The sequence below is a fragment of the Paraburkholderia sp. MM5477-R1 genome, assembly GCF_050436385.1.
GTDB lineage: Bacteria > Pseudomonadota > Gammaproteobacteria > Burkholderiales > Burkholderiaceae > Paraburkholderia > Paraburkholderia tuberum.
Genome location: NZ_JBNDMC010000006.1, coordinates 1,059,855 through 1,080,522 on the forward strand (window position 1 = coordinate 1,059,855; position 20,668 = coordinate 1,080,522).

At 62.2% G+C, this 20,668-nt stretch carries 15 protein-coding genes and 1 pseudogene; 10 read left to right on the forward strand and 6 right to left on the reverse strand.

Going from position 1 to position 20,668, the window contains the following annotated elements:
• Positions 1 to 7: 7 nt before the first annotated feature.
• Positions 8 to 1,312 (forward strand): DUF3443 domain-containing protein, encoded by a 1,305-nt coding sequence (locus OKW35_RS23230; protein ID WP_429553236.1) that lies wholly within the window; start codon positions 8 to 10, stop codon positions 1,310 to 1,312.
• A 118-nt stretch (positions 1,313 to 1,430) separates the two neighbouring features.
• On the opposite strand, the gene OKW35_RS23235 is transcribed toward OKW35_RS23230, so the two are convergent.
• Complete coding sequence (locus OKW35_RS23235) at positions 1,431 to 2,531, reverse strand: zinc-binding metallopeptidase family protein (RefSeq protein WP_429553237.1); 1,101 nt, start codon at positions 2,529 to 2,531, stop codon at positions 1,431 to 1,433.
• Between the two features lie 325 nt (positions 2,532 to 2,856).
• Between OKW35_RS23235 and OKW35_RS23240 the strand changes: the two genes are divergently transcribed.
• The 5 genes from OKW35_RS23240 (at position 2,857) to OKW35_RS23260 (ending at position 11,070) form a co-directional block, all read left to right on the forward strand.
• Positions 2,857 to 6,342, forward strand: a complete 3,486-nt coding sequence (locus OKW35_RS23240) for a DUF2126 domain-containing protein (protein ID WP_429553238.1) — start codon at positions 2,857 to 2,859, stop codon at positions 6,340 to 6,342.
• A gap of 29 nt (positions 6,343 to 6,371) precedes the next feature.
• Positions 6,372 to 9,002: a circularly permuted type 2 ATP-grasp protein gene (locus tag OKW35_RS23245; protein WP_429553239.1), complete on the forward strand. Its 2,631-nt coding sequence runs from the start codon at positions 6,372 to 6,374 to the stop codon at positions 9,000 to 9,002.
• Positions 8,999 to 9,889 (forward strand): transglutaminase family protein, encoded by an 891-nt coding sequence (locus OKW35_RS23250; protein WP_184063461.1) that lies wholly within the window; start codon positions 8,999 to 9,001, stop codon positions 9,887 to 9,889. Before OKW35_RS23245 ends, OKW35_RS23250 begins: the two co-directional genes overlap by 4 nt.
• Before the next feature lie 183 nt (positions 9,890 to 10,072).
• Positions 10,073 to 10,312 (forward strand): hypothetical protein, encoded by a 240-nt coding sequence (locus tag OKW35_RS23255; protein ID WP_184063464.1) that lies wholly within the window; start codon positions 10,073 to 10,075, stop codon positions 10,310 to 10,312.
• A gap of 464 nt (positions 10,313 to 10,776) precedes the next feature.
• A complete protein-coding gene (locus OKW35_RS23260; protein WP_429553240.1) occupies positions 10,777 to 11,070 on the forward strand; it encodes a hypothetical protein in 294 nt (97 codons plus the stop codon).
• Here the strand turns inward: OKW35_RS23260 and OKW35_RS23265 are convergent.
• Positions 11,039 to 12,606, reverse strand: a protein-coding gene (locus tag OKW35_RS23265) for an IS3 family transposase (protein ID WP_429551679.1) whose coding sequence is annotated in 2 segments (ribosomal slippage) — positions 11,039 to 12,168 and positions 12,168 to 12,606 — 1,569 coding nt in all. Because the reading frame shifts where the segments join, the coding sequence is not laid out codon by codon here. The two genes, OKW35_RS23260 and OKW35_RS23265, sit on opposite strands and share 32 nt — an antisense overlap.
• Positions 12,607 to 12,682: 76 nt before the next feature.
• Between OKW35_RS23265 and OKW35_RS23270 the strand changes: the two genes are divergently transcribed.
• Both OKW35_RS23270 and OKW35_RS23275 read left to right on the forward strand, forming a co-directional pair.
• Entirely contained in the window at positions 12,683 to 13,252 is a 570-nt protein-coding gene (locus OKW35_RS23270) for a M35 family metallo-endopeptidase (protein ID WP_429553241.1), read from the forward strand.
• Complete coding sequence (locus OKW35_RS23275; RefSeq protein ID WP_429492626.1) at positions 13,249 to 13,743, forward strand: hypothetical protein; 495 nt, start codon at positions 13,249 to 13,251, stop codon at positions 13,741 to 13,743. The genes OKW35_RS23270 and OKW35_RS23275 overlap by 4 nt, the downstream gene beginning before the upstream one ends.
• A 315-nt stretch (positions 13,744 to 14,058) precedes the next feature.
• Here OKW35_RS23275 and OKW35_RS23280 read toward each other — a convergent pair.
• The 4 genes and pseudogenes from OKW35_RS23280 to OKW35_RS23295 form a co-directional block, all read right to left on the reverse strand.
• A pseudogene (locus OKW35_RS23280) lies at positions 14,059 to 14,676 on the reverse strand (DUF72 domain-containing protein); the annotation flags it as partial.
• A gap of 229 nt (positions 14,677 to 14,905) precedes the next feature.
• Entirely contained in the window at positions 14,906 to 16,192 is a 1,287-nt protein-coding gene (locus OKW35_RS23285) for an anaerobic sulfatase maturase (RefSeq protein WP_429353102.1), read from the reverse strand.
• A gap of 91 nt (positions 16,193 to 16,283) precedes the next feature.
• The gene (locus OKW35_RS23290; protein WP_429553832.1) at positions 16,284 to 17,387 is read right to left on the reverse strand and encodes an HAD family hydrolase; all 1,104 of its coding nucleotides are present in this window, start codon (positions 17,385 to 17,387) and stop codon (positions 16,284 to 16,286) included.
• A 91-nt stretch (positions 17,388 to 17,478) separates the two neighbouring features.
• Complete coding sequence (locus OKW35_RS23295) at positions 17,479 to 19,167, reverse strand: arylsulfatase (RefSeq protein WP_429402745.1); 1,689 nt, start codon at positions 19,165 to 19,167, stop codon at positions 17,479 to 17,481.
• A 315-nt stretch (positions 19,168 to 19,482) separates the two neighbouring features.
• On the opposite strand from OKW35_RS23295, the gene OKW35_RS23300 reads away from it, so the two are divergent.
• Both OKW35_RS23300 and OKW35_RS23305 read left to right on the forward strand, forming a co-directional pair.
• Complete coding sequence (locus OKW35_RS23300) at positions 19,483 to 19,773, forward strand: hypothetical protein (RefSeq protein ID WP_429553242.1); 291 nt, start codon at positions 19,483 to 19,485, stop codon at positions 19,771 to 19,773.
• 34 nt (positions 19,774 to 19,807) lie between these two features.
• Positions 19,808 to 20,575: a hypothetical protein gene (locus OKW35_RS23305; protein WP_184046580.1), complete on the forward strand. Its 768-nt coding sequence runs from the start codon at positions 19,808 to 19,810 to the stop codon at positions 20,573 to 20,575.
• Positions 20,576 to 20,668 lie beyond the last annotated feature (93 nt).

The window sequence follows — 20,668 nt, forward strand, 5'->3', positions numbered from 1 at the left end:
GCGAATCATGCGATCCAGGTCTTCGTGGATGACTCTGCTGGGGGCGGCGCCCATCGTGGTTCTGGCGCTGCTGTTGAGCGCGTGCGGCGGCGGCGGGGGCGGCAGCGCGAGCACCACGGCCAATTCGAGCACCTCCAGCAACTCGAACGGTTCGGGCAGCTCGACCAGCTCGTCGGGTTCGACCGTGACCAACACGTCGCCGTCGCCGCAGGTGCTGGCCGCCAACGCGGTGCGCGTGACGGTCGACTCGGGCCTCAGCAACGTGCCGAACATGCCGTTCGTCAGCATCACGATCTGCGCGCCCGGCACCAGCAACTGCCAGACGATCGATCACGTGCTCGTCGATACCGGCTCGTGGGGCGTGCGCGTGTTCGCGTCGCAATTGCCCGCGTCGATGAGCCTGCCGCAGCAGCAGGACGGCTCGGGCAACCTGGTTGCCGAATGCATGCAGTTCTTCGACGGCTACACGTGGGGCGCGGTGAAGCTCGCCGATGTGCAGATCGCCGGCGAGAAAGCCGCTGCGCTGCCGATCCAGGTGATCGATCCGGGCTACGCGTCGCTGCCGGGCGATTGCGCGGCCGTCGGCGCGGCGCGCAACACGCCGGCCGCCTTGCAGGCGAACGGCATTCTCGGCATCGGCGTGTTCAAGCACGACTGCGGCGCGAACTGCGTGCAGCAGGCGATCCCCGCGACCTACTATGGTTGCGGCGGCACCAGCTGCACGTCGATACCGCTCGCGCAGACGTACCAGGTCGCCAATCCGGTGCCGTACTTCGCGACCGACAACAACGGCTCGATGCTCAGTCTGCCGACCGTGTCGGGCGGCGCGCCATCGGTGTCGGGGCAACTCGTGTTCGGCATCGGCACGCAGAGCAACAATGGGCTCGGCGGGGCGCAGGTGGTCGGTGTGAGCCCGTCGAACGGCACGTTCACGACGGTGCAGAACGGCACCACGTATACGCGCAGCATTATGGACAGCGGCTCGACGGGACTCTTCTTCCAGACCACCTTGATGCCGGCCTGCGCGAGCCCAAACAGCGCTTATTACTGCCCGAGCTCGACGCAGCAGTTGAGCGCGATGATCGAAGGCGTGAATGGCACGACGAGCGCGGTGACGTTCAACGTCGGCAATGCGATGTCGATCACGCAGACTGATAGCGGCGACTCGGCATTGCCGCTGCTCGCGGGCCCGGCATTCGTCACGTCGACGGTGTTCGACTGGGGGCTGCCGTTCTTCTACGGTCGCAATGTCTATGCGGCGATCGAGCAGCAGTCGACGCCGGGTGGGACGGGGCCTTATGTGGCGTACTGAAGTGGCGTACCGAAGTCGCGTATTGCAGTGGCGAGCCGAGCGCGTGTAGCCGGTTGCTCGCGGCTCGATGATGAGCGTCATAAGCGCCCGCTGCCGGCTGGTCCGGCGGCGGGCTTTTTTATGCGCTTGTTGGCTCGCGGTCGCCCCGCTTGTCGCGCTTGTCACCCGCTGCCGCGATCACGCGATGCACAAAGCGCAGCTTGTCGACCACCGGCGCGGCGAGCGTGAACGGATAGCCGTCGGGCATGCCGAGACTGCGATTCAGACTGTTCAGCGCATAGGTGAGCGGAAACCAGCGCTTCATCAGATTGCCGAAGCTCGCGTCCTCGACCGGCGTGCGGTCGGTCAGCGTCGGCTCGCTCGGATCGTCGGGCAGCAGCGCGAGGCCGTAAGACGTCGACGTGTCGAGCACGTCGACGATCAGCAGATAGTGCGCCCATGTCTCCGCCCAGTCTTCCCACGGATGCATCGTCGCGTAAGCGCTGATGTACGACGCCTGCCAGTCGGCCGGCGCGCCGTCGCGATAGTAGGCGTCCAGCGCTTCGCCGTAGTCGGCCTGCTCGTCGCCGAACAGCTTGCGAAACGGTTCGAGCCAGCGCGGCTCGGTTTCGATCAGGTGGCGGAAAAAGTAGTGGCCCGTCTCGTGGCGGAAGTGGCCGAGCAGCGTGCGGTACGGCTCGCCCATCGCGGCGCGCACTTTCTCGCGATGCGCGTCGTCGGCCTCGGCGATGTTCAGCGTGATCAGCCCGTTGTCGTGACCGGTCATCACGGGCTTGCCGGCGCCGCCGTCGGCGAGAAATTCGAAGGCGAGACCGCGCTCGGGGTCCGCGTCGCGCGATCGCACGTCGAGGCCAAGCTCGCCCAGCGTGTACAGCAGACGCCGCTTCGCGACTTCGAGCCGGTACCAGTAGAGCCGGTTTTCCGGTTCGCTCAGGTTCGGAATCGTGCTGGTCAACTGGCAGGCGTGGCACAGCGTGTCGGGCGAATCGGCTGGGATCATCCAGTTGCAGACGTTTTCGACCGCGTAGTTGTGGCATTGTCGGAACAGCGCGCCATTCGCCTCGGGATGCAGGCTGCGCCAGCGGCCGTCGCCGGCGTCCCCGAACGCGCTGATTTCCCGCAGTTCAGGCAGATAGCCGAGCAGCGACTCGCAGCGCTCGCAGCGGACGTTCTCGTAGAACACGAGGTGCGCGCAGCGATTGCAGTGGAAGGTTTTCATCGGGCGGGCCTCGTGATCGGTGCTATGTCGTTTGCGATGATGAGCCATGGTAAGCGCCATCATCCACGCGATAGCGGACGAAAGCCGGTCGCAATCTTCATGCCGCGATTGCCAGACGTCACCGCTTTAACGCACAGTACGGTCATGATCGTGCATCGGCGCTGCGCCGCTTTGGTGCACGGTGCGAGGCGAGCCCGCGGCAGGGCGCGAGGTACGCAACGCAAACGCAATTCAGACAACACCAAACGATTCATACGGGTTTGTCCAGCAACGGCATAGAGCTTGCTTTTTTGGCGGGCTGCCCCCCTTCGTCGAGGAGTCCGGAGTGTCCATACGCGTCGCGTTGCATCACGTTACTCATTACCGCTACGACAGGCTGGTCACGCTGTCGCCCCAGGTCGTGCGGCTGCGGCCCGCGCCGCATTGTCGTACGCCGATCCTGTCGTACTCGATGCGCGTCGAACCCGCGAGGCACTTCATCAACTGGCAGCAGGACGCGTTCGCCAACTATCAGGCGCGGCTCGTGTTTCCCGAGCAGACCCGTGAGTTCAAGGTGAGCGTCGATCTGGTCGCCGAAATGGCCGTCTACAACCCGTTCGACTTCTTTCTCGAACCGTCGGCCGAGCAATTTCCATTCGACTACGCGCCGGAGCTGGCGGCCGAACTCGCGCCCTACCGCGTGAAGCGGCCGATGACGCCGCGCTTCGCCGAGTTCGTCGCGAGCATCGACCGCACGCCGGCCGGCACCGCGAACTTCCTGGTGGCGCTGAACCAGCGGCTGCAACGCGAGATCCGCTACCTGATCCGGATGGAGCCGGGCGTGCAGACGCCGGAGGAAACCTTGACCAATGCGGCGGGCTCGTGCCGCGATTCGGGCTGGCTGCTCGTCGAGACGCTGCGGCAGCTCGGCTTCGCGGCGCGCTTCGTGTCGGGCTATCTGCTGCAGCTCGCGCCCGACGTCAGATCGATCGACGGCCCGAGCGGCACCGAGGTCGACTTCACCGACCTGCACGCGTGGTGCGAGGTCTATCTGCCAGGGGCGGGCTGGATCGGGCTCGATCCGACCTCGGGGCTGCTCGCGGGGGAAGGGCACATACCGGTCGCGTGCACGCCGGAGCCGGGCAGCGCGGCGCCGATCTCGGGTGCGGTCGACGAAAGCGAGGTCGAGTTCGGACACACGATGTCGATCGAACGCGTGCTCGAGTCGCCGCGCGTCACGAAGCCGTATAGCGAAGCCGCGTGGCACGACGTGCTGAAGATGGGCGCGCGGGTCGACTACGAACTCGCCGACATGGACGTGCGACTGACGATGGGCGGCGAGCCGACCTTCGTATCGGTGCGCGATCGCGACGCCGCCGAATGGAACACCGACGCGCTTGGACCCACCAAGCGCGGCTACGCGGTCGCGCTGGTGGACCGGCTGCGCGAGCGCTACGGCGCGAACGGCTTCCTGCATATCGGCCAGGGCAAGTGGTATCCGGGCGAGCAACTGCCGCGCTGGGCGATGTCGCTGTACTGGCGCGCCGACGGCGAGCCGTGCTGGCACAACCCGGCCCTGTTCGCCGACGAACGCGAGCCGGGCCGCTACACGGCCGCCGACGCGCAACGCTTCATCGCGCATCTGGCCGCGAAGCTGTCGCTCGACCCCGACTGCATCCAGCCCGGCTACGAAGACACCTGGTACTACCTGTGGCGCGAGCGCCGCCTGCCGGTGAACGTCGATCCGTTCGACGCGCGTCTGGACGACGAGCTCGAACGCGTGCGACTGCGGCGCGTGTTCGACGCGGGGCTCGCGAGTCCGTCAGGCTACGTGCTGCCGCTCGGCCGCGAGCGCGGCGCGCCGGGCATCACGCCGACGTGGATCACGGGCCGCTGGTTCTTCCGCGACGACCGCATGTATCTGATTCCCGGCGATTCGCCGATGGGCTACCGGCTGCCGCTCGAATCGCTGCCGTGGGTGTCGAAGACCGACTATCCGTATCAGCACGCGCACGATCCGTTCGCACCGCCGCAGCCGCTGCGCACGGCCGCGCAGTTGCGCGTGCAGTACGAAGGCGGGCGCGAGGGCCGGCAGATCGCCGAGGAACAGACCAGCGCGCGGCAGGCGGCCGCGCTGTCGCTGCCGGCGGCCGATCTGCTGAGCGGCATGCCGTACGGCGGCGTGCTCGCGTATGCGTCGCAGCGCCATGACGAATCGCTGCCCGCGCTTGGCGAATCGTCGAAGGACACGCTGCGTACCGCGGTGTGCGTCGAGGCGCGCGACCCGAAACGCGCGGCCGGCCCGGAAGCCGAAGCCGATTCGTTCGGCAGCGGCCGTACGCTGCTGCACGTATTCATGCCGCCGCTGACCGATCTCGACGACTATCTCGACCTGCTCGCCGCAGTCGAAGCGACCGCCGCGGAGCTGAAGATGCAGATCGTGCTCGAAGGCTATCCGCCGCCGCGCGATCCGCGTCTGAAAGTGCTGCAGGTGACACCGGACCCCGGCGTGATCGAAGTCAACATTCATCCGGCCGCGAACTGGGACGAGCTCGTCGATCACACCGAGTACCTTTATCAGTCGGCCGCGCACAGCTATCTGAGCAGCGAGAAGTTCATGCTCGACGGGCGCCATACTGGCACCGGCGGCGGCAATCACTTCGTGCTCGGCGGCGCGACGCCGGCCGACAGCCCGTTCCTGCGCCGGCCCGATCTGCTCGCGAGCCTGATCGCGTACTGGCACAACCATCCGTCGCTGTCGTATCTGTTCTCGGGGCTGTTCATCGGACCGACGAGCCAGGCACCGCGCGTCGACGAAGCGCGCAACGATCAGGTCTACGAACTCGAGATCGCGTTCTCCGAACTGCAACGCCAGGTCGATCTGCTCGGCGGCCGCGACAGCGGCAACCTGCCGCCGTGGATGATCGACCGCGCGCTGCGCAACATCCTGATCGACGTGACCGGCAACACGCACCGCGCCGAGTTCTGCATCGACAAGCTGTATTCGCCCGACGGCCCGACCGGCCGCCTCGGCCTGCTGGAGCTGCGCGGCTTCGAGATGCCGCCGCACGCGCGCATGAGTCTCGTGCAGCAACTGCTGCTGCGCGCACTGGTCGCGCGATTCTGGCGCATGCCGTACACGCAGCGGCTCACCCGCTGGGGCACCGAGTTGCACGATCGCTTCCTGCTCGGCACCTTCGTGAAGATGGATTTCGACGACGTGCTCGCCGAGCTCGGCGAAGCCGGCTTCGCCTTCGATAGCGCGTGGTTCGCGCCGCACTTCGAATTCCGCTTCCCGCTCGTCGGCGAGATGACGCTGAGCGGCATCGACCTGACGATCCGCAATGCGCTCGAACCATGGCACGTGATGGGCGAGGAGGGCGCCAGCGGCGGCACGGTGCGCTATGTCGATTCGTCGGTCGAGCGGCTCGAGGTGCGCGCGCTCGGGTTGAACGGCGATCGTCACGTGCTGAGCGTCAACGGCGTGCCGGTGCCTTTGCAGCCGACCGGCCGCGTCAGCGAGTACGTGGCCGGCGTGCGTTTTCGCGCGTGGTCGCAGCCCTCGGCGCTGCATCCGACGATCGGCGTACACGCGCCGCTCACGTTCGACCTCGTCGACACATGGAGCGGCCGCTCGCTCGGCGGATGCCAGTATCATGTCGCTCATCCGGGCGGGCGCACCTATCAGACCTTCCCGGTCAACGCCTATGAGGCGGAAAGCCGGCGACGCTCGCGTTTCTTCGCGTCGGGTCATACGCCGGGGCCGCTCGCCGTGGGCACGCCGCAGCGCAGCCTCGAGTTTCCGTTCACACTCGATCTGCGCCACAGTTGAAAAACACGCATCACTGACATCACACGACCTTGGCCTTTCAATCGACTTTGCCCTTCGAGGCGTCCGCGCTGCCGGCGGACGCTTCGTCCCTGTTGCGATTGCTGCCGGGTCATGACGGACATTGGGACGAGCTGCGTGACGAGTCGGGCGCGCTGCGCGAGCCGTGGCGGCAGTTCTTCGCACTGCTCGACGAAGACGGCGTGGCGCGGCTCGCGGACCATCACGCGTCGATCGCGCAGCAGATCCGCGACAACGACATCAGCTACAACGTCTACGCGGACAACGGCAAGTCACGGCCATGGGCGCTCGACCTCCTGCCGTTCCTGATCAGCGAGGCCGAGTGGGCGCACCTCGAGCGCGGCGTCGCGCAACGCGCGCATCTGCTCAACGCGATCGTTGCCGACATCTACGGACCGCGGACGCTGCTCGAAGATGGCCGACTGCCGCCCGCGCTGGTGTTCGGCCATCCGGGCTATCTGCGTTCGGTGAAGGGCTTTACGCCGCCCGGCGGTCAGTATCTGCAGGTCGTCGCGCTCGATCTCGCGCGTACGCCGGGCGGCGAGTGGAGCGTGATCGCGCATCGCACCGAGGCGCCGTCCGGTCTCGGCTACGCGCTCGAAAACCGCCTGATCGTGTCGACGCTCCTCGCGGAGCCGTTCCGCTCGCTGCGCGTGAGCCGGCTCGCGCCGCTCTATTCGCAACTGATCGCGACGCTCGTGCAGGCCGCGCAAGCGACGATGCGCAACGAGGAAAGCGCCGACGCGTCACCGCATATCGCGCTGCTCACGCCCGGGCCGTACAGCGAAACCTATTTCGAGCATGTGTTTCTGGCGCGCTATCTCGGCGTCACGCTGGTCGAAGGCAAGGATCTGACCGTGCGCGGCGACCGGCTCTATCTGAAGACCCTGGCCGGCCTCGAACGCGTGCACGTCGTGCTGCGCCGCCTCGACGACGCATTCTGCGACCCGATCGAACTGCGCGCCGATTCGACGATCGGCGTGCCGGGGCTGTTGCAGGTGATGCGCGCAGGCAATGTGATCGTGTCGAACGTGCCGGGCTCGGGGTTCGCCGAGTCGCCGGCGTTGCACGGTTTCATGCCGGGTATCGCCGAAGCGTTGCTCGGCGAAGAGCTGCTGCTGCCCGGCGTGCCGACCTGGTGGTGCGGCGAACGGGCCGCGCGCGAGCATGCGTTCGCGCATCTCGACGACGCGTTCATCGTGCCGACCTGGCCGCTCGCGGGACGCGACACGCCGCCCGGCATCGAAGGGGGCAGGCAGCCGCTCGCGGCATGGCGCGAGCGCATCGACGCGTTGCCCGATGCGTTCACGATCCAGCAGGAGCAGCGCTTTTCCTGCACGCCGCGCTTCGAGGAGGGCACGATCGGCGGAAGGCCGTCGGTGCTGCGCGTCTATGCGATCGCCGACGTCAACGGCGGCTGGCACGTGATGCCGGGCGGTTTCACGCGCATGGCCGCGGAGCGTCAGACCACGGTATCGATGCAGCACGGCGGCAGCAGCGTCGATACCTGGGTGCTGTCGAGCCAGCCAAGCTCGACCTTCACACTGCTGCCTTCGCCGATGCAGCCCGCCGATCTCACGCGCAAGCATCGTACGGTATCGAGCCGTGCCGCGGAGAACCTGTTCTGGGCGGGCCGTTACGGCGAGCGGGCGGAAAACAACGTGCGTCTGCTGCGGCTGATTCTCGGCTCGCTCGAAGGCAACGACGCCGATTCGATGTTCGCGACGCTGGTCGAACTCGCCACATGGTGCGGCCTCGTGCAGCCTGGCGACCTGGCGTCGCCGCACGGGCTGCCGTCGCCGCAGACGTTCGAGCGCGCGCTCGTCGCGAATCTCAGCGAGAGCGCGGGCAGCGTCAGCATCAGCCAGAACCTCAATTGCCAGGCGCGCGCGAACGGCGAGGTGCGCGGGCGTTTGTCGAATGATCATTGGCGCATGATCCTCGCGGCGCGCAACGACTTTCAGGACGCGTTGCAGGTGTTGTCGCCAGCCGTGGGCGCGGGCAACGGCGGCGCGGGTGCCACGAGCAGCGGCAATGCGTTCGATCGCTACGACCGCGTGACGCTCGCAAATGCGCTCGAGCATCTGTCGGTGCAGCTCTCGGCGATCAGCGGCGCGCAGGGCGACCGCATGACGCGCGATGAGGCGTGGCGGCTACTGTTCGTCGGACGTCATATCGAGCGCGTCGCGACGATGGCCGCGTTCATGCGCGGCGTTGCCGTGAACGGACAGCTCGCGACGCCGGCCGGCTTCGATCTGCTGCTGCAAATGTTCGACAGCACGCTCACGTATCGCTCGCTGTATCCGGGACGTTTCGAAGTACCGGCGCTGCTCGATCTGCTCGTGATCGAACCGCATAATCCGCGCGGCATTTATGGCGTGTACGAGCGCCTGCGCAACAAACTCGACGAGATCGCCATCGCGGCGGGCAGCGTGCGGCATCGGCCGTTCGCGGAGCTGCTGCCGCCCGTCGAATCGCTGCCGACGCTCGAATCGCTGTGCGAGGTCGACGAACAGGGGTCGTATGGCAAGCTGATTGCGCTGTGCGATCAGATCGGCAGCTTCGCCAATGCGGCCGCGCATGAGATCAGCGCGCGCTATTTCAGTCACGCGACCACGGTTGCCTCGCAGGTGTGGGCATGAAGAACGCGTCGACGGTGCTGTCTGTTTCGCATCGCACTGTTTACCATTACTCGACGTATGTCGAAACCGCGCAGCATCTGGCGACGATCCGGCCGCTCGCGTGTCCGTGGCAGCGTGTGATCTCACGCAGCGAGCGGATCGAGCCGCAGCCGTCGTATCAGCATAGCCGCATCGACGCATTCGGCAACGACGTGCTGTACTTCGCGCTCGATACACCGCACGAGCGCCTGCAACTCGTCAGCGAAACCACGGTCGCGCTGACGCCGCGCTGGACCAACCTCGACGCCGAGGCCACCCCGCCCTGGGAAACGGTGGCCGAGGCGCTGCGGTTTCGCTTGGGCGGCGCGTTCCGTGCCGAGGCGGAGTACTGCTTCGCTTCGCCGAATATTGCGCTACGGCCGTCGCTGCGCGCGTATGCGTTGCCGAGCTTCACGCCCGGCCGGTCGCTCGTCGCGGGCGCGATCGATCTGATGCATCGGATTCACGAGGACTTCGCGTACAAGCCGTCGGCGACGCTGTTCGACACGCCGGCCGAACGCGCGTTTGAGCTGAAGAGCGGCGTGTGTCAGGATTTCGCGCAGGTGATGATCGGCTGTCTGCGCTCGCTTGGCTTGCCCGCCCGCTACGTCAGCGGCTATCTGCGCAACGATCCGCCGCCGGGACACCCGCGCCTGATTGGCGCGGATGCTTCGCACGCTTGGGTATCGGTGCATTGTCCGGCCAGCGGCTGGATCGATCTCGATCCGACCAATGACGTGCTCGCCGATCTGGATCATGTGACGCTCGCGATCGGGCGCGATTACAGCGACGTGTCACTGCTTCGCGGGACGATTCTTGGCGGTGGCGCGCATCGGATGGAAGTCGGGGTGACGGTGCTGGAGTTGTGATTGCGGGCGCGGTTCGGGGCCGGTATTGGACCGAGGTCGGCCAACTATTCGCCCCGCAACTCATTGCCGAGCAGAACGCGAATAAAGCCGAATCGCGTTGACTGTCTGTGGCCCGGAACGCTGATCGACCAGCTACGACTATTGGCCCTCTCGCGCAATTCAGGCTACGCTAGAAGTCCTGCTGTGACTGTCGAGGAAAGACACGAACGCCGCAACCTGCTGGAGTTCATGATCCAGATCGGCGAGAACTACCACGCGACCAATCGCACCGATCAGGAACTGTTCACCGTGCTTGCGCTCGACGCCAAGCGGCTTCCTAACCGCCAACTGACACCGGCGGACGCGGCAGCGCTTCTCGCTGACCCTGCGCAGGGCGCGAACGGGAAACTGGCGGCTATGGACGCTTCATGGGCAAAGCACTGACCGGCGTCGGTCACTTACGGTAAAAGCGGCTCAATGCCGCTTTTTTTGTTGGACGGTGATATTGGAAAACTGCACCTGAAAATGAGATGGCCAGAGCAATTGTGAATATCTGTCAAAACCGGATTATCTCGAATTAAAGTCATTGACGGTGACCCGTTTAAATGGTTTATTCGATAGATGTTTTTATGGAAAACAGAAGAGGTCTAGTGGGAAAACTGAAACAGGATGGTGCCGTGGGCAAGGAAGAATGCCTGCTTTGCCGTATCACCTATTTAGTCTACTTAAACTTCACGCCAATACCGTCTGCAATGGGTCTGAATGTCGAATCCGGCGAATTTTTCCCGCGGGATAGGCTTCAGTTGTATTCGATCTGAACCATAACGCGGAGGGTAACTGATGGTGCTCTTACGCGTGCTCAATGGTCTGATGGTCTGAGAGCGCGAATTAACCTATGGGAGGGTCCAATGTATGAAAGGATGCGCTCCGCAGAGGCGATCATTGCAGAAATGAAGGCTCGCTTTGCGGATATGTTCGAGGGATCAGATAACCGGGAATGTCTTGATTGCCGTATTACATTCAAGATATACAAAGAGTGGCCTGATATGCCTCGTGCAATGACGACGAATCCTAAATCCGGGGAGCGGATTCCGATTAATGCGATCAGGGCTCTCCCATCCGGTTACGACATGAGGCAGGCGGCGCGCGTCAAGCAAGTTGTCGCCTCACTCATGCAGCCAGAGGCTGTTTATTTGCGCTGATCGACGCCATCTCGACGACTGAGTCGCGTTCGGGGTTAAGCGTCACGGCACCAACCGGTGTCCAGTTGCGCGTGTGGCGCGACCAGCGGGCCGGATTGCGCTCGCGGGCCCTCTCGTACAGTGCATGCCGAGCGGCGAGAAGCGCACGATCGTCACCGGCGTGACGCTGCGCAGGCGTCACGTAGCGGATGCCACTATGACGATGCTCGAAGTTGTACCACTGCACGAAGCCGGCAGCCCAGGTGCGAGCAGCGTTCAGGTCCTCGAAGCCTGTGACCGGAAACTCCGGCCGGTACTTCGCGGTTCGGAACAGCGCCTCGGCATAGGCGTTGTCGTCGCTGACCCGGGGGCGCGAGTACGACGGCTTGATGCCCAGCCAGTGCAGCATCGCCAGCACGGTAGTGGCCTTCAGCGTCGCCCCGTTATCGCCGTGCAGCACCGGCCGGGCCTCAAGGGCGGCAATGCCTTCGGAGAGCGCCGTACGACGTACGAGATGAGCAGCGTGTTCGGCCGCGTCGCTGTCGTGCACCTCCCAGCCGACAATCTTGCGGCTGTACAGGTCCAGAATCAGGTACAGGTGGAACCATCGCCCTGTGACCGTTGCCGGCAAATAGGTCATGTCCCAGCACCACACCTGGCGCGGCGCGGTTGCAACGTGCGTGGTCGGCGGCCGGCCGCTCGAAGGAGTTCTGGCACGGCCACGGCGCCTCATCTGCCCATGCTCGCGCAGCACGCGCGCAAAGGTCGATTCGCTGGCGATGTACACGCCTTCGTCAGCCAGCATCGGCACGATGCGCGCCGGTGGCATGTCGGCAAAGCGCGGCTCGCTGGCTACGCGCAGCACGTTTTCCCGCTCCTCCGGGCTCAAGGTGTGCGCGGGCAGCAGGCGCATCGCGCCGGGCCTGGCGTCGCCAGTGACGAGCCCTTGATTGGCCTTCCAGCGCTGCAGGGTACGCACGTCGATCCCGGCCACCTCGCAGGCCAGGCGCAACCGTGCGCCAGCCAGTCTTGCCGAATCGATTTCCCGGGCCAGGAGCTGGCGATCTTCGAGGCCGATCATTCGTCCTCGCCCTTGTCCGTGTTGAAGATCGCCCCGAGTTTTTTTGAAAGAACCAGCAATGCGGCTGCCTCGGCCAGTGCTTTCTCCTTGCGCCGCAGTTCGCGTTCCAGTTCCTTGATGCGACGCTGGTCCTGCTTCGTTTGCTGTGGACTCGCACGGGCCTCTTCGGGCTCGGCCAGCGCCTGCGTGGCCGCTTGCCGCCACTGCGCCAGTTCCTGCGGATACACGCCATGCTCGCGGCACCACGCATTGCGGGCCGTCTCGTCCATCGCTGCCGTGCTCAACACCGCTTCGAAACGCGCGGCCGCTGTCCAGGCCCGCTCGCGAGCGGGCCTGGACAGCGCATCACTGCGCCAGCGCTCCAGCGTCTGCGCGCCCACACCGATCTCTCGCGCAACCTCTTCCACTGATGCGCTCTCCGGCGGCAGCAACCGCGCCACTGCTCTGTCCTTGAATGTCTTTCCGTAACGCGCCAACTTGTTCTCTCTTTATCGCCCCCAGATTCCAATTTTATCCAGGCGACAACCATTGTGACGCGGGGGGTGCCCGAACATGACCAACAAGGAGTTTCGCAGACAGGCTATGCGGGCACGCGATATCGGCGTCGAGTTAATCAAAAAACGCATTGAGGGCCTTGCACGTTGGGACACGAAAGAGCAGGACCGGCTGACGAACTTCTTTGCAAGTGCGGACGTACATGCAAAGAGGGTACTTAGCGAAGGGCTTCCGAGATTGCTTGCAGCGATGCAGCAACTTGAGCCAGAAAGGATTGTGCGATGGGACAGTGAAACAAACAGGCACCTGTCGTGTGCGGTCACGCCGGATTCGGGCGTCAATCACGCCGCAGTCTGCAAACCAGATTCGGAAAAACGGGTTATCGCTATTTACTCGAAGTTTTGTGAAAGTCCATTTGCCCAGTTGTGGGGAATATGCAAGGTCAAGACGATAATCCACGAATGTACGCACTTCACAGACACTTTTAATTCGCAAGACCACATGTATCTCGACAGCGAAGCGGGGGCGATGATCTTCGCGAGAAATAAGCCTCATCAGGCGATTGGCAACGCGGACAGCATCGCTGGCTACATAGCGACATTCGATGGAGTAAATATCGCACCATGAGTAGACAACCGATTTTGCGCGGTGGCCTTCTCGCGGCATTGCTTGCCGTGTGGTTTTGCTTGGGACGCCCGGTTATTGCTTGTACTATCGGAGAGGTAGCGGCTATTGAGTTGCCATTCAACACGGTTGAACTTTCAAAGGAAAATCGGCGCGCAATCGCAGAGGCGGTGGAAGAGGCAAAGAAGTGGCCTGACGTGCAGATTCAGGCGATTGTGATGGCCGGAGCATATATTGGCGAGCACGATCTTGACGTTTTGCAGGAGCGCCGCGGGGCAAACGTGCAAGCGTATTTGAGGAAGCTCGGTATCAGAAGTGAGAATATCTATATCGTGCCGAAAACTCTTACGGATGGGTTCGTGGTGAAGCGGGCTGACGGTGAACTAGCTGTCCGCCAGATCGAAGTTGAGTTGCATCCGATCTGTAAAGGTAGCTGCGCATGGATGTGCAACGATCCAAGAGTGACCCCACGCACCAAGGTTATCAACCCGTAAGCACACGAATAGGGCCCGGCCTCGGCGGGGCCTTTTCATTCCAGCGTGAAACAGAATCACAGATCGCGCGCCGAGGCATGCAGCGGCCGGGCACCACCACGACCGAGCATAGGCGATATCACCGATGAACTCGATGCCGGTCAGCACGAAGCCGTTAGGACCCATCCAGCTCAGTTCAACATCGTGCAGCGGCGGCAGCGGTTGCGCATCTGCCGAGCCGGATTGCTGGAAGCTCGCCACCTTGCTGGTGCGCTTGTATTGCGCGGGCTGTTCGTGATTGATGGTTACGTCGCCGATCACCGGCTCGGCAGCTTCGATATCGCGATAGCAGTTGTTGAACAGGACGTGTGTGCGCGCCGTGCGCCCCGCAATGTCCTCAATCGGTGGCGCGAGTTCGCGAAGCTCGTCGTCGCTATCGTCATGGTTGAACCGTTCCGCCGCCGACTCGGCGCCGCTCCATGTCGACGCGTCGCGGCCATGCAGCCGTACGATCGCGAGTTCGGGCGACGTCGCTTCCCAAACTGAGTGCGCGCGCTTCGTCATGCCTTCTGGCGCATCCAGAATCACGTGAACGATCCCGCGTTCACGCTCCATCGCAAGCGTTGACTCGCGGTGCTTCTCGCTGAACCAGCTCTCGTGCCGAAATTCGAACGCGGTCACAAACGGGTGCATGCGCTCGGCGCAGTGCTCGACGTGCCTCATCGCTTTCGGTACTGCGGTTATCCAGTGCGGAAACTGGAATAGCACCGCGCCGAGTTTGCCCCCCACGTGCAGTGGCTGCAGGGCCGCAAAGAAGCGCGCCCACAGTTCCTCGATAACTGGCGGCGGTACATCCTTGTAATAGAGATTCTTCTTGCCGGTGTTCGGCAATTCGGCCTGCAGATCCTTCGGGAAAAACATGGGCTCGGTCTGGTGGCCGGTGGAGAGCCGGAATTCGCAATCGATTCCCCTTCCCGAACACGCACGACTATGCATCCGTCGGCGTATCGGTCGCAGTACGTGTAACAGTCCCGCAGGGTTCGCACACAGAAATCGCACGTCCCATCACGATGATTCAGGGTCGCGCGACGCCGCATCGAAATCTCTCGTCGACACCCTATGGGATAGGGGCTCTACGTGATCAAAGGCTCGCCCTTGCTGCTCAAGTGCAGACGTGCGACGATCACGCGGATTGTTTCGCCAACTGCCTGAGGGCCGGGCCCGCATGGTCGAAAAACCGGCGAATCCCTGAACAGAGATAGTTCAAGCCAGGTTCACCGTCCGGGCTCCGCACAAAGCGATTCTTCGGACACTCGCCCCAGCACAGATTCAGATACTTGCACTGTCGACAAAACGCAGGGAGAGCATTTCGTTTTGCATAGCCGAAGTTCTGCTGGTCCGCTGAAAAAGCCATCTCACCCAGGTGTCTCTCGCGGATGTTCCCCAGCGAGTAGGCAGGGTAGACGTAGTGGTCGCATGAGTAGACTTCACCGTCGTGCTCGATCGCCAGTGCCTTACCGCAAAACTGGGCGGTCACGCAGGTTTGCGCGGGCCTGCCCAAGGTCTGTACGACGGCCGTCTCGAACAGGTTCACCAGAACACGGCCCGCATCCTTTCTATACCACTCGTCGAAGGTTCGCGAAAGGAAGTAGCCCCAATCGTCGGGATCGACTGACCACTCGGTCACGACAGAGTCTGGTTGCCCCGGCTTTGCCGCTGCGCTTCCCAGCATCGGCATCGACTCTGCTGGCCAATGCTGTGGTGCGACGCTATGGAAATTGTTCGGTTCGACACAGGGAATAAACTGGATGTAGGTCGAATCGATTTCGTTACGCAAAAATCGGTAGACATCCACGGGCCGCTTCGCATTAAGACGGTTGACGACGGTGAGCGTATTGAATCTTAGCCCATGCTTTTTTAGCAGACCGATCCCATGCATCACATTATCGAAAGTGGGCTGTCCTTTCCGGTCCAACCGGAAAGCATCGTGCAATTCACGCGGCCCGTCGATACTCACGCCGACCAGGAAGTTATTCTCCTTGAGGAACTCGCACCATTCGTCGTTGAGCAAGGTCGCGTTGGTCTGAAGGTCATTCGAGATCCGGCGGTTCGCGGGGGTATGCCGCTTCTGAATCTCCACGATGTCGTGAAAGAACGCAATGCCGAGCATGGTCGGCTCACCGCCCTGCCATGAAAATATGATCTCGTCGCCGTTCTGCGCTTCGATGTACTGCCGGATATAGCGCTCCAGCATGGACGGTTCCATTCGACGACCACGATGCTGGTTAAGCAGGTGCTCCTTGTGCAGGTAGTAGCAATACGTGCAATCGATATTGCAGGTCGAGCCAATGGGCTTGGCCATCGCATGAAAGCGTCCTTTCTGCTCGGGTACGGCCGGCTCCGCTTCAGACGATCGCGCCGGGTAGAAGATCACTGGCTGTTCAGCGTTCGCGTCATGGCTGTTCTGCATGGGTTGGCTCCAGAGATCAACTTCGGGCAGTGTGTGCGCATCGTGGCCGCAGGCAGTCAGCGGTAAATACAACGCGAATCGGTAAGGTCGGTCATTGCGACGATCGCTGTCCTCGAAGCGGGGCGTACACCGTCTTCCAATCCCGCTTCATACTGACAACAACCCAGCCGCGCGCAACGGCCTGGTCCCACGCCTTGTCGAGCCGTGCCATTGAAGATTGGCGGTCGTAGGCGAACTCGCGCTCGGGGTCGTCATGATGCACCAGCAGTGCAAGCGTTTCGCCGGGCCCGCTCGCTGTGTATTCGAGCATTTCCCGATCGCCATCGGAATTGCCGACTGCGAGGATCGGACGCTTGCCAATCGCGCGAAAAATGCCGACAGGTTTGCCCGGTCCGTCGTCGACAAAATCAAAGCCTGGTTGACGTATCAGCACGGGTTTGCCGTCATGGACTTCATACTTCAGCTTCTCTTCGGTGCCTACCACCTGTTCAGGCGGCACGCCGTACGCTTCGGTCACCCACACGCGCATGAACTCCGCCGTACCGCCCGAAACGATCCAGATCTTAAAGCCGTTCGTCCGCAGTAAATCGAGCAGTTCGAGTTGCGGCCCATAGACGAGTTCGGTATAGGAACGGTTCAGCGTCGGGTGTTTCGCACTGGCCAGCCATGTACGGATGGACTGGTCGTATTCGTCAGTCGTCATGCCGCTATTGGCCACACCGATAATCTTCAGGAGTGCCTTCCGGTTCTGCGCGAGCGCAGCCGTGTCGTGCACGACAAGTGCCTTGAATGCTGGATTGTTTTGCCACTCGGGGTGTCGTGGCGCGGCGGCCTTCACCTGCTCGATCATGAACGACAACTGGAAAGGCATAGGCTGCTCGCTCCAGAGCGTGCCGTCGTTATCAAAGACCGCGATTCGTGCTTCTGGCGCCACGTAGGTTGCCGAACCTTTGCGCGTCACGTCGGCGATGAACTTCAAAATGGCATCCCGAGCAGCGCCGTCCTGCCACGAAGGCAATGCTTTCGTCGATAGCTCTCTTGAAAGCGCCTGCTGCTGTGCGTGCGCCATCGCAGAATCCGCTGACGGCGCTTCGTGGCTGACACACGCGCTCATCGCCGCGCATGCGCATAAGATCAATCCCGCCAGATGACGGGACGCATGCCGTGACCACGTGCGATGTTCGATGATACGCATTGTTATCCTCAGCCAGCTGAAAGTATCACCTCGCGCATTGCCACCCCTGGACAAGCGGAGGGCGCTCCGATCGTCCGGCACATTCAGCTGATCAGTTTCCAGTTGGCAGCGGGATGTTGAAGCCATTCTCTTTCAGTTCGTCCCGAATGTATTTGAACCGTTCGTACTGTGTGAGAGTGATCGGCCCGGAATACCCTTCGCTTTGCAGCTTGCGCGGCGGATACTTGACGTAGGTCTGCATCAGACCTTTGACCGCGGCATTGAAGGTAGGAAGTGTCCAGGTGTGCTCCGTATAGTTGTTCATGAAGATGTCGTAACGCTCCTGAGGGTCCTGATACAGATCGAATACTTGCGGAACGGTGGCGACGTAGCTCTCCGGTCCCTTCCAGCCGAGATTGGTGTCCACCGCCAGACCGCCCGTATCCTTGCCTCCATCTCCGCGCAGGTTGAACACCGCCTTGAACTGTCCGACCCGCACGGCACCCGGCGTCAGTTCGTTTTCGGTGAAGTAGAACCACGCATTACGCTTGCTCTTGCCTGTGCCAAACAGCACGGGCGACATGTCGTAGCTGTCAAACACGATCGGTTTGCCTTCACGATCATTTTTGGGCAAATCTACGCCCGCCAATGCTGCAAAGGTCGCCATGCAGTCGAGACCACCCAGGATGTCGAAGTTTCTCGTGTGCGGTTTGATCTTTCCGGGCCACCACGCGATGGCAGGAACACGTGCCCCACCTTCGCGGTCGGTCCCCTTGGTGCCGCGGAAGGGGGTGTAGCCCGCATCTGGATAAACGTCCTGCCAGGCGCCGTTGTCCGTCGTGAAGAATACGAGCGTATTTTTGTCTAGTCCTTTCTCGCGAAGCTTGTCCATGATGTGACCGACACGCGCGTCCAGTTCAACCAGCGAGTCGGCGTATTTGGACTTCGACAAAGACTTGCCGATGTAGTCGGGATCGGGCATGTTCGGCTGGTGGACCTTCATGAAGTTCACGTTGATGAAGAAAGGCTGTCCACGTTGGACGGCATCGTCGATATCGTCGAGTGCGGCTTTCTCGATGTATCGATCGACAAACGGAATTCCGACAATTCGTTTGTCTGGCTCATTTTGATACTGGCCGTTCAGCTTGAAGTCTTCGTGAGGCTTTTCACCCGCCTTGCCGGAGAGCATGCCCGTAGTCACCTTGATGAACAGGTCGCGGGTCTGCTGATCCATCTCAGGAAACCATTTGGGGTCGGAATATGTGTACGCATTCAGGTGATACAGGCCTACGTACTTCATGTCGTCGTAGCCCTGTGCATTCGGAAGGGCGTAGTCCGCTTCGCCGAGGTGCCACTTACCCGTGAAATACGTGCTGTAGTGCGCGAGTTTCAGCACGGAAGCCAGCGTCCATTCCGCATGAGGCAGGCCGCCGCCTTGCCCCTGGAACGCTACGGTCGTCATGCCACTACGATTCGGGTTGCGGCCAGTCTGAAGGGCCGCCCGGCCTGGCGTGCAGCTCGGCTGGCCATAGAAGTCGAAAAATGTCATGCCCTCATCAGCCAGTCTATCGAGGTTGGGAGTCGGGATACCGCGCCCCTCACCGCCGCCGTAGGCACCAAGATCACCCCACCCCACGTCGTCGCCTACAATCAGCACGATGTTAGGCCGCGTGGGCTGCTGCGAATCCGTTTGTGCCTGGCCGCTTATCGCAACGCTCAACAACGCGGCGGCCACCAAAGCGAAAGGCGCGCGTTTGACCGGCCTAGCTGGCGCCACGAAGCATGTTTCAGGTTTCATCATGTATCCCGGGTATCAATTGACAGGTATCGACATTCCCTCTGCGCGATAGCATGTTCGACACTGCGCATTTTTTGCCCGGAAGGCAGTGCGGTGCTATAGGTACTTGGGGCAAGCCGATTGCCCCTTCGGGCAATACGAGATTCGTGCCTTTTCTTTCACATAGATGGCCACTACATTGATCTGTGCAGTTGCCGGGCGATACGTCATCGGCGTCCCCGGCCGGGACGGTAACTGAAATTCACCTGTTATGACGACGCTCGTCCGCCGCTGGCGGGCTTCCCATCGATAGCCGCCTGTGGAAGAGAGGATCGGATCGTGAGCACGCTGCCCGGCAAAATCAAGCGCGAAATCATGAAGGCGATGCCGCCGACTCTGTTCTTCTTTTTTATTCTCCATGTTGTGTCGCTGATTCGCAGCCTGATGGTAAAAGGCACCGGCTTGTCGATTCCCACGACGACGTCCGTGCTGATCGCCTCGCGAATACTAGGGAAATCGGTTCTCTTCGCCGATATGCTACCGTTTATCAACCGTTTCCCCGATAAGCCGCTAATCTGGAATAGTGAGCGATGCATAATAAAGTACCGCAATCTCGCATCGTGGCTGTGACGCGCCGGGCGAGTGGATTCACCGGGAGCAATGCATGCAGCAACTCATCAGACATCCCCTCATTCTGCTGGTCGCTTCCTTCGCACTGATGGCGCTGGCCGCCCAGTTCGGAAACTCGGTCCTACGTAGGAGAATTACGCTCGACGAAGACTCGCTCGACGACTTCAGGATTGTGCAGTCCGCCACGCTGACGCTGCTAGCGCTGGTCGTCGGTTTCAGTCTGTCCATGGCGGTAGGCCGCTACGACCAGCGAAAGAATTACGAAGAGGAAGAAGCCAACGCCATCGGGACGGAATTTATCCGCGCGGATCTTTTGCCGCAGAGTGCAGCCGCAGCAATCCGCGCGGACCTCGCCCAGTATCTCGACTTGCGAATCGAGTACTACCAGACTCGCGACGCGCAGCGCGTCGCGCAGATCGACGCTGCCACTGCGGATCTGCAACGCCGGTTGTGGTCTTCGGCCAGAAGCGGCGCTGTGACGCAGCCCAGCCCGGTGGTTGCCCTCGCGGTGGCGGGCATGAACGACGTGATCAACACGCAAGGTTACACACAGGCGGCATGGCTCAACCGGATTCCCTTGGCCGCCTGGATCATGATGCTGCTGATTGGCGTGTTCGCCAATGTGCTGGTGGGTTACGGAGTGAAGAATTCGACCGGCAAAAACCGCTTCTTGCTGATCATGCCGCTGACCGTGTCGCTCTCGTTCATGCTGATTGCGGACATCGATAGCCCTCGCAACGGCATCATCCGTGTGATCCCGCAAAACCTGATTAGCAGCGCGCAATCTTTGCACAAGCCGTGATGACGTCGGCCACTTCGTCGGACTATATAGCCTATCGCGTGAATGCTGCACTGCGATGTCAACAGCGTATGTGGATTTATGCGGTCTGCGAAT

Coding starts and splice junctions, on each gene's coding strand:
- OKW35_RS23230 (WP_429553236.1), top strand. CDS start 8: ATGCGATCCAGGTCTTCGTGGATGACTCTGCTGGGGGCGGCGCCCATC.
- OKW35_RS23235 (WP_429553237.1), bottom strand. CDS start 2,531: ATGAAAACCTTCCACTGCAATCGCTGCGCGCACCTCGTGTTCTACGAG.
- OKW35_RS23250 (WP_184063461.1), top strand. CDS start 8,999: ATGAAGAACGCGTCGACGGTGCTGTCTGTTTCGCATCGCACTGTTTAC.
- OKW35_RS23260 (WP_429553240.1), top strand. CDS start 10,777: ATGTATGAAAGGATGCGCTCCGCAGAGGCGATCATTGCAGAAATGAAG.
- OKW35_RS23270 (WP_429553241.1), top strand. CDS start 12,683: ATGACCAACAAGGAGTTTCGCAGACAGGCTATGCGGGCACGCGATATC.
- OKW35_RS23275 (WP_429492626.1), top strand. CDS start 13,249: ATGAGTAGACAACCGATTTTGCGCGGTGGCCTTCTCGCGGCATTGCTT.
- OKW35_RS23285 (WP_429353102.1), bottom strand. CDS start 16,192: ATGCAGAACAGCCATGACGCGAACGCTGAACAGCCAGTGATCTTCTAC.
- OKW35_RS23290 (WP_429553832.1), bottom strand. CDS start 17,387: ATGCGTATCATCGAACATCGCACGTGGTCACGGCATGCGTCCCGTCAT.
- OKW35_RS23295 (WP_429402745.1), bottom strand. CDS start 19,167: ATGATGAAACCTGAAACATGCTTCGTGGCGCCAGCTAGGCCGGTCAAA.
- OKW35_RS23305 (WP_184046580.1), top strand. CDS start 19,808: ATGCAGCAACTCATCAGACATCCCCTCATTCTGCTGGTCGCTTCCTTC.